The 15,399-nt window shown below is 33.7% G+C and carries 12 protein-coding genes; 5 read left to right on the forward strand and 7 right to left on the reverse strand.

What is annotated here, in order from left to right; translation table 11 throughout:
- Positions 1-136: 136 nt before the first annotated feature.
- Positions 137-3,805 (reverse strand): ankyrin repeat domain-containing protein, encoded by a 3,669-nt coding sequence (locus tag N3Z16_RS05620; protein WP_282485734.1) that lies wholly within the window; start codon positions 3,803-3,805, stop codon positions 137-139.
- Positions 3,806-3,970: 165 nt separating this feature from the next.
- Here N3Z16_RS05620 and tnpA point away from each other — a divergent pair, with 165 nt between their 5' ends.
- On the forward strand, positions 3,971-4,408 hold the full coding sequence (gene tnpA / locus N3Z16_RS05625; protein WP_282485546.1) for an IS200/IS605 family transposase: 438 nt from the start codon (positions 3,971-3,973) through the stop codon (positions 4,406-4,408).
- 276 nt (positions 4,409-4,684) lie between these two features.
- A complete protein-coding gene (locus N3Z16_RS05630) occupies positions 4,685-5,548 on the forward strand; it encodes an ankyrin repeat domain-containing protein (RefSeq protein WP_282485735.1) in 864 nt (287 codons plus the stop codon).
- Positions 5,549-5,663: 115 nt separating this feature from the next.
- Here N3Z16_RS05630 and N3Z16_RS05635 read toward each other — a convergent pair whose 3' ends face one another.
- On the reverse strand, positions 5,664-7,232 hold the full coding sequence (locus N3Z16_RS05635; protein WP_282485737.1) for a lysine--tRNA ligase: 1,569 nt from the start codon (positions 7,230-7,232) through the stop codon (positions 5,664-5,666).
- Positions 7,233-7,317: 85 nt separating this feature from the next.
- On the opposite strand from N3Z16_RS05635, the gene N3Z16_RS05640 reads away from it, so the two are divergent.
- From N3Z16_RS05640 to sixA, 3 genes are read left to right on the forward strand one after another with little or no spacing between them, the layout of a single operon-like run.
- Complete coding sequence (locus N3Z16_RS05640) at positions 7,318-7,791, forward strand: disulfide bond formation protein B (protein ID WP_223938557.1); 474 nt, start codon at positions 7,318-7,320, stop codon at positions 7,789-7,791.
- A gap of 19 nt (positions 7,792-7,810) precedes the next feature.
- Positions 7,811-8,356, forward strand: a complete 546-nt coding sequence (locus N3Z16_RS05645; protein ID WP_223938558.1) for a demethoxyubiquinone hydroxylase family protein — start codon at positions 7,811-7,813, stop codon at positions 8,354-8,356.
- A 12-nt stretch (positions 8,357-8,368) separates the two neighbouring features.
- Complete coding sequence (gene sixA / locus N3Z16_RS05650) at positions 8,369-8,821, forward strand: phosphohistidine phosphatase SixA (RefSeq protein ID WP_282485738.1); 453 nt, start codon at positions 8,369-8,371, stop codon at positions 8,819-8,821.
- Between the two features lie 86 nt (positions 8,822-8,907).
- Here the strand turns inward: sixA and N3Z16_RS05655 are convergent, their stop codons facing one another.
- The 5 genes from N3Z16_RS05655 to nuoL form a co-directional block, all read right to left on the reverse strand.
- On the reverse strand, positions 8,908-9,624 hold the full coding sequence (locus N3Z16_RS05655) for an RNA methyltransferase (protein ID WP_223939299.1): 717 nt from the start codon (positions 9,622-9,624) through the stop codon (positions 8,908-8,910).
- 48 nt (positions 9,625-9,672) lie between these two features.
- Entirely contained in the window at positions 9,673-10,428 is a 756-nt protein-coding gene (locus tag N3Z16_RS05660) for a biotin--[acetyl-CoA-carboxylase] ligase (protein ID WP_282485739.1), read from the reverse strand.
- Positions 10,429-10,476: 48 nt separating this feature from the next.
- On the reverse strand, positions 10,477-11,880 hold the full coding sequence (locus N3Z16_RS05665; protein ID WP_282485740.1) for an NADH-quinone oxidoreductase subunit N: 1,404 nt from the start codon (positions 11,878-11,880) through the stop codon (positions 10,477-10,479).
- A gap of 87 nt (positions 11,881-11,967) precedes the next feature.
- A complete protein-coding gene (locus N3Z16_RS05670) occupies positions 11,968-13,458 on the reverse strand; it encodes an NADH-quinone oxidoreductase subunit M (protein ID WP_223939302.1) in 1,491 nt (496 codons plus the stop codon).
- Positions 13,459-15,390, reverse strand: coding sequence for an NADH-quinone oxidoreductase subunit L (gene nuoL / locus N3Z16_RS05675; RefSeq protein ID WP_223939303.1), 1,932 nt, complete (start codon positions 15,388-15,390; stop codon positions 13,459-13,461). It abuts the gene before it with no gap.
- Positions 15,391-15,399 lie beyond the last annotated feature (9 nt).

The following is a 15,399-nucleotide window of genomic DNA, read 5'->3' on the forward strand; positions in this document are numbered from 1 at the left end:
GGGTAAATTTACTCTAACGCTCGAATTAAATATAATATTAGATCAATTACTTTAACTTAACCCTAAAGGATGGGGAATAGGTAAATCTCCATTCCGCCAACAGTATAGGATTAAATTTATCTTTACTATCAAGCCCTTACATATCACAATGATCCTGCATCGAGCCATTATCGCCTGACAAGAATTTTTCTAATGGGATCGTATCTATATCTGATGGGACTGGATGCCAAGAAAGTTCTGTACCCGCTCTGGTAGCTCTTCCCGGTATTGTTACTATCTCTCCGTCTGACCCAAGTGCAACCTCAGATATAGAGGAAGATGATGTAGAGGAGGAAGAATATGACATACTACCCGAAGAGGAGGATGAGGAAGAAGACGACGATGACGAAATCGAATATGACGTCATACTACTGCTAGATGAGGATGAAATAGAAGAACAGGAAGAGCTGCTGTCCATGGTAGGATCATACATCTTTTGTAGGTAAATAGTCTGGTCTATCTCATCAGTTGGTACTTCCGGTTTAGTCTTAAGAAATTCATTGACTACTTGACGAGCGATTTGCAGATTATAAAATATTTCGTCATCTGTTTTTCCTAGTTCAAAAACAATTGCCCCCATGTAAGTATTAATTGTAGAAGCAATCATCTTACTACCTGATTTTATTACCAAATCTAATACACTTTTGCCCTGTTTATTTTTTGCATGTAAATCGAGTAACCCTACATCATGCCAACCAACAACAGGACAAAATTTACTTAAAGCAAATTCATAAAAAGCAAAAGGATCTCCGGCTTTAGAAAAAGCTACATGTAAAGGATTCTCACCATAGTGATTTTTTATATTTAAGTTAAAGGCAACTGCTGGAAACCTATTTTTATGTCCATGTGAATCTTTAGTTTTTAGATATCCCTCAGTAATTGAAGATGCTAGATAATGACCTGCTGTATTGCCTTCTTTATCAACCATATCTTCTTGTCCTGCTTTCATAGAACGCACGATGGAAAATAAGGAACTAATAAATTCCGATTTAGCACTTGGTTTATCACTACTACTATAAAAAAAGTCAAACATATCCCTAAATAACAAATGCAACAGATTCCTGCCATATACATCGCAATCTTCTAGTGATAACTGCTTAAGTATATTTTCATCCCTAAGAAATACTAAATACAAATATCTGCCCTGTTCTCCTGGTAATTTACCAAAAAGGCTCGTTAAAAAGCCACTACCATCTTTATTCTTCAGATTAATATCTGCTCCTTTCTCTACAAAGAATAAAGCAGTTTCAATCAGCTTATCCTGCTTATTATGATCAATCTTGTACTGCCGAATACGAGGTATGTCATATACTTCCTTATAATTAAGCTGAGACTCCCTACCAACTTCTGTTAGCTTGTTTGCTATTAAATGTAGGTATCCCTTACCATTATATACAAAATTAATATCTGCCCCTACTTTTAAGAATTGATCAATAATTTCCATATCGGCGTACCCTGAACAAATTACATCATAAAGCACTTTAGAAATATTCTCTTTTTCAAATAAAGCTCTTTTTACTAAATCGTCCAAAATTTTGGTATTAAATAACTGTTTTGAAACAGTTGGGTTATAATCGGCAAGCCTGATTAGCATATTTAACAGCGCAGGTATTTTGATATTCTTTGTTCCTTCGGAGTCTATATGGTCAATAAAATAACCCGCACTATCAAGTAATGAATATTCTTGTTCTATGGTTCTTCCTACTAAGCTCTTTATTACTAAAGATAAATCCTTAACAAGGTAATCTTCTATATTTTTTAATGTCTCAATTTTTAACCGGGTATCTGTTTCCAATTTTTTTACAGTATTAAAATCAAAAAACCCTGTAATCTTTGTGGCAACTTTTATCATTTGGTCGATGAATAAAACCGCATTAAGTTTTCCGTTCACTAATTTTGTAAAACTATTAGAAAACGATAGTTCAATGTTAATAAAGTTCAGATTAGATAGAAACTCCTGCAATTCACTAACTTTGCCAGAAGTACGCAAATAGTAACAAAATTTAATAGCATTTTGAGCTTTTGCTAAAAATTTTATATTTTCATTGATTCCTAAAATTTTGTTATAATAACTTTTCTCTGATTCATTATACTTATAAGCAGAAGATCTAGAAAGGAATTCTGAAGATGATAAATATGCATACTCTTTAATAATCGAAATTATAGATTCCTCAAAAACGTCTCCTATTGCTTGATAAATATTAGAAAAGAGAGAATTTTCAAATTTTTTAGCCGCGATATGTTCTGTCTGCATTTTTGTTAATGAAGTAATCGCTGTATCTGTATATTTTAATTGCTCCAAATAATATTTAGCTTTACCTAAACTAGAATTAATCAAATATTCTGGTTCTTTTGAAAAATTCAAAGGCAACTCTTCTGGATCTAGATATTCCATTACAATAGACATTAGGCTACTTTTATCCGTATATTTACTAATAGCCCTTGTTAAAAGCGGTTTACTAGTCAGGCTGCTTTCATTAAAACACGAGATAATAATTTCCGATAAATCTTTAAAATACTCTTCTTGTAAGTCTATAGTTTTTTGACTTGACCCCTCCTGATCTACTGTGGTTAATTGCCCATATTTCGGGCGTAAAATAACATCTTCTCGTTTTACACTTCCATCCTTTCCCCTTACAAACCCTAAATCATAAAAATCCTGAACCTTAAGAAATTTTTTATGATTAAATTCCTTTTGTTTATATAAAACCCCCCTATAGTTTTCTAGAAGGATCATTAAATTTTGTGAGCTGCTTTTATCAGGTTCAACAAAGTCATATAATAAGGAAAAATCTTTCCCTAGAAGGCTTACCTTCTTTACTATTTCCTCTACTTCAGATAAAAGTGGCTCTAAAAAACCTATCATCCCCCCTTCACTAAAATCAATTGCCCCTGTTTCGGGCATAAGCTTACGGTCTCCCCATGTTTTTAAGTAGCCGCGCAAAACTATTAACAAATCAGTACTTTCCTGAAGAAAATTAATGCGTTGATCGTTGATTTCTTGCTCAGCGACAAATGCTCCCTGTAAGTTTTTCATACTAAAGATAAAACCTCCTATATTATCTTCATCACCTGGTTTATTAGGCAATTTTGTAAGTAAAGGTAATTTCTCTTTTGTGGTTTTTAAGAAATCTTTCCTTGAATTTATTTTGGATTTAAGAGGTTCGATACGAGCTAGAGAAATCAGACTATTGGCTGTATCGATTAATTCCCGCGCAGATAATTCTACTACCAAACTCTCTAGCTTAAGTGATACTTCATTCAATGGATGACGATAAGGCAAATAAATAAGGGAATCAACCATTTTAGAAGGTTGCAAAGGTTCAGAACTTGGGCTCCTTAATGTCTGCAGCTCTTTTTGTTTTTCAGCTAATTCTTTATTGAATTCTTTTTGCTTTTTCTTTATTATAGCTTCCATTTTTTGGATATCGCCTCGGTTAGGCTTAGTTGAAACCATAGAAAGCCCAAGGTCTTCCCTCTCTTTTTTAGGTAAGTATATAATTTTTTCGTTTATTCTTTCTATTTCTTGAACGAGTTGTGCTATTTTTTTTGCTTTCTGTACGTCCTCCTCTATTTCCTGCTCGATTTTTTCTTTTTCCACAGCAACCTTAGTTTTTGCCAATGTTAACTCTTCTGGCCCGGAAACCAGCAAAATCGCAGCAAACTTATTCAAAGCTTTAAGAATATCTTGGGGTGATATAACTATCCCCTTTCCTCTTAGTTTATGCTCCTTATGCTCTTCAAACCTTTTTTCCCCTTTTCCCATAAAAATACTACTCTTACCATTGCTTAAATTTTAGAATACAAAAACTACAGATTTTTAATTTATAGTTGAATATTTATAGTCCCTTTGGTGGTGAAAACCTCCATCTTCCAGATGGAAAAGCTTTAGCTTGTCTAATGCGCCATGATGCGGTAGCATCATAAGTCTATGACTTACTATAACAAAAGATCACATTCAGTTTTTTATCATCGTTATCATATAGTATGGATAACGAAATATCGCTATAAGGTACTTACTTACGACATAAAAAAACGTGTTCGGGAACTAGTGTTACAGGTAGCTGAGGAAATGAGTATAAAGATAGAAAATGGCGTTGTATCAAGCGACCATGTCCATATATTTGCAAATATTCCTCCGCATATTAAAATTAGTGAATTTGTTCAGAAAGCTAAGGGAAGATCATCTAAAAGAATACAGGAAGAATTTCCGATACTAAAAAAGAAATACTGGGGTAGACATTTATGGGGCAGAGGATACTTCAGTTCAACTAGCGGTAATGTTACAGATGATATGATTAACGAATATATCAACAAACACACTGACGCTCATGAGACCGACTTTACTTCAAATATTAGGCTAGAATGAGCTTTAGCTTGATAAGCGACTTCTAGTCGCAAAGATCAAACTTTCATCTCTCAGATGAAAGTGGTTGATTTAAAGCATTATTCTAAAAATTCTATTTATGTCAAGTTTAACTTATAGTTAAACTTATATTTACAAAAAATAGCTAGCAGTATAAGCTAATTATATTAAACAAAAGGTTAAAGTGATTAAAGCTATCACAACCATAAGTGAATTTAATAGTTGAAAAATGAAAAAAATAATATATTTTTGGCCTCAAATTATTAAAATAATATTATTATGGGATTTATTAATTATTTATACTGTTGTTTTGGAGCGATATTCGATTGCTTGAGCTGTTGTTTTCGGAGTAAAGAAGACGGAAAGCGATCACTTAGTGATTTCTTTCCAGATTCTGGGGAAGATCAATCTCAGCAAAAAAAATCTGAAGTGGAGCTAATAATAGTATCTCCTACAATAGATGATGAAAAATCTTCTCCTATACAAAAATCTGAACACAAAGAATTTAAACCTAGGTTAGGGCTTGTAATACCAGAAAGCTTTGATCGGTTGGATAAAAGGCTGGTAAAAGACCCTGAGGATGAAACATTAATTCAGATTTATCAAAAACTATCACCAGCGGCGGTATCCGAGAAAATCTCAACAGAGTTGTGTTCTACAATTATTGATGGAAACCTAGAAAATTTAAAAAATTATTTAAAACTGACAAAAAAACTAAGTATAAAGAAACTAATTGAACAAAATGAACTTGACGTTATATTAAGCACTTGTTTATCCTTTAGTGCAGAATCAGGATCAATAAAAATCTTAAAAGAGTTGATGTTTTTTATATCGGAATTTCCAAAAGATGACCAAGAATATATTTTAAAAGCTTACCCATTAGCTCTCCAGGAAGCAACAAAAAAAGGGCATACAGATTTTATAAAAGAATTAGCCAATTATTTTTACCAAATTGTGCCTGATGGTCATACATTTTTTGAAAAAGCAAAAACAGATGCTATAAGCAAAGCAAAAAGTCTTTATGATGCTCCCAAAAACCAGGAAGAAGTTTTAAAGACTTTAGAATCCTTAAAATATGAATCTCAACGGCAAGACGTTATTATTGACTTAACAAGAGGCACTCATTACCACCTCACCACCTGAACTAACTCTCAGTATAGGAGAAGCACTAGAAATACCCATACCTTCTCATCGCACTCTGGAATCAGAAGTTGATCAGATCGGAGACTTAGAGGGATCATCCATGCATGTATATTAGTTATATCCTGGAATTTATTAGTTTTATAGTATCTTCAATACCAAAAAGCTTAATAAATGACCCAAGCCGTGGGCCTTGGGACTGCCCAAGTAAAATTTCATACAGCTCTTTAAAGAAATCTCGGAGGTTCTCATAGCCCGCATTAGTACCAATAGTATAAATCTGGTTTTGAATTTCTTCAGCAGTTATGTCTAGGGAAGAATTAACTAAAATTTCTTTAATCTGACGCAACAGTTTTTTATGATTATCATCCGGTGTAAGGTATTTCTTAGTAGCTTTTACAAAATCGTTATAATAGGTAATTGCATAACCGACCATGTGATCCAGGTACGGAGCGTTTTCCGGATTAGCCTTGGGCGCATATTTGCTGATAAATCCCCATAGTACGGATTTATCCTCAGGGTTACAAACTGCTGCTAGATTAAGCAGTAAACTAAAACTAATTCCGTAGGTATCTATCTTCGGAACATTACCTTTATGGATATGAAAAACAGGATTAACCAGTTTTTTGGTTATATCTTCTTCTTCGTGATATTTACTATTAAAAACTAAATATTCATCAACAGTCTTTGGTATTACATCAAAATATAGCCTTTTTGCTTTACCAGGTGATTGATACATAAATAGAGCAATACTCTCTAAAGGCGCATAATGTAGCCACTCATCAACGCTTATGCTGTTGCCTTTGGATTTTGAAATCTTGCTTCCCTTCTCATCCAGGAATAATTCATAAAAAAACTGAATCGGTACTTTACCACCGAGAATTTTACATATGCTACTATAAATTTCACCGTTTGGTAAATGATCCTTACCGTACATTTCATAATCGACGTCAAGAGCGGCCCAGCGCATACCGAAGTCCGGTTTCCACTGCAATTTGCAATTCCCTCCAGTTACCGGAACTTCCACTAATTCATTCCGCTTATTACGATAAAACACCGAACCGTTTTCGCGGCTAACTTTTTCGATTGGCACTTGCAGCACTACGCCCGTCTCAGGACAAATAGGCATAAAAGGTGAATATGTCTTCTGACGTTCCTGGCGAAAAGTAGGAAGCATCAAATTCATTATTTCATCATATTTCTCGATTGTTTTAAGCATCATATGATCGAACATACCGGCTTTATAACATTCTGTTGCACTATAAAAACTATACTCAAAACCGAACCTGTCTAAAAACGACCTAAGCTTTGCATTCATATAATGCCCAAAACTTTCTGCCTCCCCAAAAGGATCAGGTATAGAGGTAAGGGGCTTACCCATATGAGCCGCAACCATTTCCTGATTAGGAATGTTAGATGGAACTTTTCTTAATCCATCCATATCGTCGGAAAAACAGATTAACTTTGTCGGTATATCGCAAATCTGTTTAAATGCTTCCCTAACCATGGTAGTTCTTGTAACCTCGGCAAAAGTACCGATATGAGGTAACCCAGATGGACCATAACCTGTTTCAAATAGAATATAACCTTTTGCAGGAGTTACCCCACCTATAAGGTCATAAATCCTTTTTGCCTCTACAAAAGGCCAAGCAGTTGATTTTAGTAAATCATCAAAGTTAAATGCCATAAAAACCTAAAAATATTCTTGCAAATTACCATAAGAATTATAACCTATATAACTATAAATTTATAGCGCAAAACTAAAAAAACTTATGTTAACAAGAAACCCTTATATTTTACTGCTTTTACTGGCAAGTTTCTGTTTGTTTAGTGCTTATTTTGTTGAATACATAATACAATTAGCCCCCTGCCCTTTATGTATATACCAAAGATTTCCATATCTAATATTTATTTTCGTCTCAATAATTGCAATAGCCGGAAAGGAATATAAAGCATGCAATACTTATTTAGTAATAACAGCACTCGGCACAATAGTTCTAGCAGGTTATCATACAGGAATCGAAAGAGGTGTTTTTGAGCTCTCAAGTCTATGCAAACCACTAATTTCCGTAACAGATAATATTTCAGTGCAAGATTTTACAAAATTGCTATATAATCAGAAAATAGCGATGTGCAACAAACCAGCACTAGTGGTATTTAACCTCTCCATGGCAGAATGGAACTTATTATTGAACATAATACTGCTTGTTTTCTTTATCAAATACAGAAACTTTCAGGAAAAATAATTTAGGGAATAAGTAAAAAATGCCAAAACCATTCTTTAATGATACTCATAGTAAAAGAATTGAGGAAATTATCCGTGTTAATCATGCAGGAGAATTCGGGGCTAAAAAAATATACCAAGGGCAGATAAAATACTGTAAAAACCCTGATGCCCAAAAAGTACTGAAGATCATGCTCGATCAGGAGCAAAAACATCTGGAATATTTTAGTAATAAAATCCAAAAAGGCTTCTCACGACCGACAATATTTATGCCACTATGGAGCATAGGAGGCTATTTAATGGGAGCAATATCAGCTAAAATCAGTCTGAAAGCTGCTATGATCGTGACTGAAAATGTTGAAACAGTAATCGAAGATCATTATGCCAAACAAATAAATTATTTGGAAACTCATGATGCAAAAAACCCAATGCTAGATAATATCAAAAAATTCCAAGCCGACGAAATAGAACATAAAGATACAGCTATAACCCACATTCAAGATAATAGTAGTATATTGGATAACTTTCTTGGAAATTGTATAAAAACTATTTGCAGGGGAGCAATTTTTTTGAGCAAAAAATTATAATCCTATACTGTTATGAAGCTTTTTTTAATGAGGCATGCCGAGGCAAAAACGCTAAATCACCAAGATGACCGTCTTAGAGAACTTACTCAAAAAGGAATAAAAGAAGCTGAAGAAGCAGCAGCGTTTCTACAAAAATATAAGATTGATAAAATCCTGGTGTCAAACGCTGTGCGAACAATCCAAACAGGAGAAATTATATACAATAAGATAAACTCTACTAAGTTCGAAATTTGCCCGGAACTATACGCTAGCACTTCTGAAGATATAATAGAACTAATATCCAGACAACAAGATCAAGATAAAAATATACTAGTTATAGCACATAACCCAGGTATTTTTGAGGCTGCTTTAGAACTAGTACATGGATCACCGGAATACGAATCAATAGTAAAAAACGGCATGCCAACGGCAAGAATTATTAAATTAGAACTTGATAATATAAGTAGCTGGCGAAACATTAATTAGTTTTCTCTTATTCTCTGCACCTGTGACGTGATTTTCTAAACTTAGATTTCCCCTGTGGCGCACCTTATGAAAACCCTTGTTAATCCCTAATTTTTGTCATCATCAAGAACAGTAATTATGCCTCTTAAGATTTGCAATTCTACTTGTGAAAGCTTATCTATTCTAGAAAATAAGTTCCTAATTTTATTAGTCATATGTTCTTTTTTTTCCGGCATCCTGAAAAAATTTTTCTCTTCCAGTTTAGAAAATAGATGGCTATAAAAATAATTTAGTTCAGCCTGGGTAGCTAACTTGTAAGCATTATTTAAATCCCCTCTTTTTTGCCTTTTTATACCAAACAGCTCATAACATACAATTGATACTGCATGAGCAATATTTAGGGAAGTAAAATTCTTATCGGTATCTATTACTAATATTTTATTAGCATATGTTATTTCTTGATTATTAAGACCACAATTTTCACGGCCGAACATTATTCCTATAGAATAATTACTATCTATATCTTGCTTTAAATTTCGTGATAAAACATAGTTTTTGTTAATAGCTCTAACTACTCCGGTAGTAGCATAAATAAAAGATAAATCGCTAACAGCCTCTTCTATTGATGAAAAAACTTTAGCCTGATTTATTATATCAATTGCTCCTACAGACATACTTTCTGCTTTTTTATTAGGCCAGCCGTCCCGTGGCGCAACAATACGCAAATCCCTTAAGCCAAAATTTTTCATAGCTCTAGCACTTGCTCCTATATTTTCCCCTAATTGTGGAGCAACTAAAATTATAGCAATATTATTATTTATCATGACAAATCAAAAGCGTTATAAGAAATCAGACAGGGTATATCATACTACCTATCGGTAGGTAACCCGCCCAGAAGAAAAACTGCATAATTCTCCATTTACAAGTTCCACACAAATAGCCCCTTCATTATCTATCCCTCTAAATATTCCGGAAACTTTTCTTATCCCATCATCCAAAGTTATATCTTTATTCAAATTATACGAAAATTCAAGCCATCGCTTCTTGATACTATCAAAGCTATCTGGTTTTTGCCATCTAGAATAATGAATTTGAAACTTATCCATAAAAGTGTTTAAAAAACTATCTGGGCTTTTTAAAATAATCCCCTCACTTAATAAACTTGTGGCTGATATATTTGGTATATTAGGTATAAAATGAGTATTAACCCCAACACCAATTATAACATAATTTATACCTTGTATATTTGTAGACTCCAGCAAAATACCAGAAACTTTCTTCCCTTCTATTAGAACATCATTAGGCCATTTCAATTTAATATCAGCTTTTGGAGCTTTAAGCGTATCTATAAACTCCAGAATTGCTTCTCGTAGCACAATAGCAGTAAGAAAAGATAATTCTTTTATACGATTTATGCTTACCGCTGGCTGAAGCAAAATGCTCATATGCAGATTGCCGATAATAGATTCCCATGGTTTACCCTTCGTTCCTCTGCTATTAGTTTGAGCTTTTGCTACAATTACAAAATTACCCTTTATCCCACTTTTTGCAAGTCGAAGAGCCTCATCGTTAGTGCTATCAATTCGGTCAAAAAGCAGTAAATTATAATCCTTTGGCCACGGTAACATTATTTTGATAACCAATAATCTATATATAGAAAATTAAATCTTTTAGACTTATAAAAGATTTGATGAAGCAAAAATAAAGAAAACCAATGTAAATCCTACAGAAATAACCGATACTGATAATAAACCACGATTCGTAGGTATAATTGCCGTTTTTTCAACTGCTTCCATGAAATACATATATTTTACTACCTTTAAATAGTAAAATGCAGCTATTACACTGCTAATGACACCCAATACCGCCAAGGTAACTTCACCCTGTATAATAGCGTTATAAAAAACATAGTACTTGCCAAAAAAACCGGCAAGAGGCGGCAGACCTATCATTGAAAACATTATTATTGCAATTGATGCCGCGATAGTTTTTCTTTCTGCAGAAATCCCTTGCAAATCAGCAAAACTAGCTATATCGCTTTTTCTGCCAAACAAAGCAACTAAACAGGCAAAAAAGCCTATAGTACCAATAACATAAATAACCATGTAAATAATTGCAGAACGGAAACCTTCATCCGAATGAAGGGAAATTGCTATTAAAACATACCCTACATTTAATATCGTGCTATATGCCATTAACCTTTTTAGCGAAGACTGCATCATTGCTCCTAAGGCTCCTATAAAAATCGATAAAATAGCGGCTATTTTTATAAGATCTACTGAAACCCTTAAATAGTTTCCTGTCACTAAAGTTACAAAATTTATAAGCACAATTAGAACTCCCACTTTTTGCGCTACAGCAAAGTATGTAACTGCAGAAACAGGGGCTCCTTCATAAACGTCCGGTGTCCAGATATGAAGAGGGGCAGCAGATAGTTTAAATAATATGGCAGCTAAGACAAATATTGCCCCTACCACCAACCCTATATTAAATTCGCCATCCAATGCAGCTCTTATATCATTAAAATAAATGCTACCAGTAAAGCCATAAAAGAAAGATATTCCAAGTAACATTAAACAGCTAATTAAAGACCCCAGGACAAAATATTTTAAGCCTGCTTCTGATGATTTTACATCTTTATTATTAAAAGCTGCCATTGCATAACCAGAGAGGGCTTGCAATTCTAATCCACAAAAAAGAATTATAAAATCCCTAGCAGAAATAGAAATAAAGACTCCAACGGTTGATAGCAGAATTAAGGTAATAAATTCTACCTTAATTACTTTATCAGAAATTTTTATTAAGCTTTTATATATTACAATACTCATGATACTTAAAAACAGCACCAAAGACTTGAGTTTGTAGATACCTGGGGAAACTTCAAAAGAATTAGAAAATATAAAGATGCTTCCTTGCGGAACAAAATTTATAATATAAGTACCAAGAACTAATAAAACAGCTATAGTCAAAAGACTGATAAGCCGTAAATGATTTTTAAAAAACACTGCTAACAATTGCATACACATAGCAACAGACGTTAAAACAATCTCCGGAAAAATTAAAATAAATTGATTTAGCATGTCCATTTCTAACTTAAATATTTAAACTACTTTGTTTACCAAAACTATTTTTTATCTACTTAAAATAACTTCTTTCCTGATAAACTTTTATAAACCGCCATATAAATCAGCAATTTTCATCACTGGTAGCTGGATAATACGCAAAACTTCATTAGGGAAAATTCCAATATAAATAACCAAAATAATCAATGGTATTAATGCTGCTTTCTCATATAAATATAGATCTTCGAATTTTGCGACATTTTTGTTCGTAACTTGGCCAAATATCACAATCTTATAGAGTTTTAGCATATAAATTGCTCCAAGAACTACCCCGAAAGCACATATTATACCCATAAATGGATTTACTTCATAAATACCAGCTATACTTAAAAACTCTCCAACAAAACCGCTAAGACCCGGCAGACCAACTGAACCAAGCATAGCAATCATAAAGAGAGTAGCTAAAATAGGCATACTAGCTGCCACACCGCCGTACTTACTTATTTCCTTAGTATGATGCCGATCATATAGAATTCCTACCGCCAAAAATAATGCTGCAGAAATAAGACCATGGCTTATCATCTGAAATATTGCACCATTTATTCCTTTCTCTGTAAAACTAAATATACCACCAGTAACATACCCCATATGGGCAACTGAAGAATATGCTATCATCTTCTTCATGTCTGTCTGGACATAAGCTACAAGGGAAGCATAGACTACAGCAAAACTGCTTATCCAAATTACATATTCAGAAAATGCTTCTGAAGCTGATGGGAGCATTGGCAAGGATATTCGCAGAAAAGCATAGCCACCTAGTTTTAGTAATATTCCAGCGAGCATCACTGATCCAGCGGTGGGAGCTTGAACATGCGCATCTGGCAACCAAGTATGAAAAGGAGGCATAGGTACTTTTACTGCAAAAGAAATAAACATGGCGATCCATACTAGTTTCTGCGCTTTACCATCTAACCCCGGCAAAAGTGTATTTAATTCATTCATGTCAAATGTACCGGTCTGGGTGTAAATATAAATTAGTGCCAGAAGAAAAAATACCGACCCCCAAAACGTATAGAGAAAAAACTTAACAGCAGCATAAATTCTGTTTTCACCACCCCATACGCCGATAATAATATACATAGGAATAAGTATTACTTCAAAAAATCCGTAAAAAAGAAGCAAATTAAGCGAAGAAAAAGCACCTATGCAAAAAGATTCAAGCAATAAGAAGCAAAGTAAAAATTCTTTGATATATTTCTTGATTGTAAAAAGACTTGCAACCATACATACAAGACTGAGCAGCGCAGTTAAGAAGATAAAAAATAACGATAAACCATCTACCCCGACAAAATATTCTAATCCAATCTTATCAATCCAGCGATATCTTTCTACAAACTGAAAGGAGTCTTGATATTTATCAAAACTGAATAATAAATAAGTTGTAGCAATAAGGGTTAATACCGAGCTTAAGATTGCTACGTAAATAACATAAATTTGTTTTCTCGGAGATCTACTTTGGCTAATAAAAAAGGTAATATACAATGCGCTAAAGAGCGGTAGTAAAATACTAATTGATACGATGGGCAGATCTAACATTTACGCACTCCAAGCTACCGGCAAATATTTAAAGACAAAAATTGTTATACATAACACTAAGGTAAAAATTATGTATAGTACATAATTAACTATATATCCTGTTTGAAACCTGCATATACACCAACTAATTCCCCTAGTTAAATGGGCAAATCCGTTAGGGCCAAATCTATCTATTACTTTAATATCAAAATATCCTGCTAAACAGCTTAAAACTTTAGTAAATTTTATAAAAATTTTATCGTACAGTTCATCGAAGAAATATTTATTCTTTAACACACAATATATAAGATTAAAGTTGTTAGAAATTTTCTGGTATGTATTTCCTCTATAACAATATATACCGATTATAGAACCAGTTACGCCAACCATTAAAGGCAAGAGCTGAATAAACAAGGATACATGATGGTCATGGGGAGCAGTGTGTAAGTTAAAAATACTTCCAGAAAAATATCCGAGCGGACTGTCAATGGACAAAATGTAATAACCTAACATTCCAGAAAATAAAGCTCCTGCTACTAAAACAAGTAAAGGTGTATTCATAATTTTTGGTGACTCATGAACATGGCTAAAAATATCCTCAGGAAGAGTGGTTTTACCATGAAAAGTAACCATAATGATTTTTAAAGAATAAATAGCCGTTAAAAGAGCTGCTAAAATCCCTAAGACAAAAGCAAAAACGCCTACTCCAGACGCTATATAAGCCGATTCTAAGATAAGGTCCTTAGAGTAAAACCCAGCTAGAGGAAAAATTCCAATAATTGCTAGCGAACCTACCCAAAAATTAGCATAAGTGATCGGCATTTTTTGCCATATCCCTCCTATTTTAAATATTTCCTGCTCACAGGTTGAGTGGATAACACTTCCTGCTGAAAGGAAAAGCAGAGCCTTAAAGAACCCATGAGTAACTAAGTGAAAAATTCCTGCCTGATAAGCAGAAACGCCGCAGGCAAAAAACATATAACCAAGCTGGCTACAAGTCGAATAAGCAATAATTTTCTTTATATCGGTTTGCGCTATTGCAATAGTTGCAGCAAATAAGCAGGTAATTGCTCCCACTACAGTAATAATGGCTAAGACATTTGGGCTATATTCAAACATAAATGAACAACGAGCTATTAAAAACACTCCGGCCGTAACCATGGTAGCTGCATGTATTAAAGCAGAAACAGGGGTTGGGCCTTCCATTGCATCAGGAAGCCATACGTGCATTCCTATTTGAGCAGATTTCCCTGTACATCCAATAAATAACATCAAACATATAATATCCAGTACTTTAAACTCATATCCCAATATAGTTATAGCCGTGTTAGCTAAATCCTGACTTTGTCCGAAGACTCCGCTAAATTCCACGGTGCTTGCATAAATCAGCGTAATAACAATACCGATAATAAAGGCAAAGTCACCGATTCGGTTAACTATAAAAGCCTTAACAGCAGCATTATTTGCCGAATCTTTTTGGTAGTAGTAACCAATTAGTAAATAGGAACATAAACCCACTCCTTCCCAGCCGAAGAATAACTGAAGAAAATTATCGGCAGACACTAAAGCCAGCATAAAGAAAGTAAATAAAGATAAATATGACAGAAATTTCGGTAAGTTCTTGTCATCTTTCATGTAACCTAGTGAATATAGATGAACTATAGCTGAAACAAAGGTTACCAGTATAAACATTATGGCAGTAAGTTGATCAACATAAATAGCCCAGCTTACAGAGATTAATTCAATATTTATCCATTTTGTAATAATTATATGGATAGTTTCTTTATTAATTCCAGCAACTACAAAAACATAAGAAGCGCAAACTGCAGAAAGGATTATAGGAATAATAGCTGTGAAACTTGCCTGGTTATTGCTTAATTTTTTACAAAAAACACCATTAAATATGCCAGAAATTAAAGGCAAAAAGATAATCAATTTGGTAACAAGTAACATATTTTACCT

Origin of the sequence: Candidatus Megaera polyxenophila (assembly GCF_029982035.1) — a bacterium.
Taxonomy (GTDB): Bacteria; Pseudomonadota; Alphaproteobacteria; order Rickettsiales; family Rickettsiaceae; genus Megaera; species Megaera polyxenophila.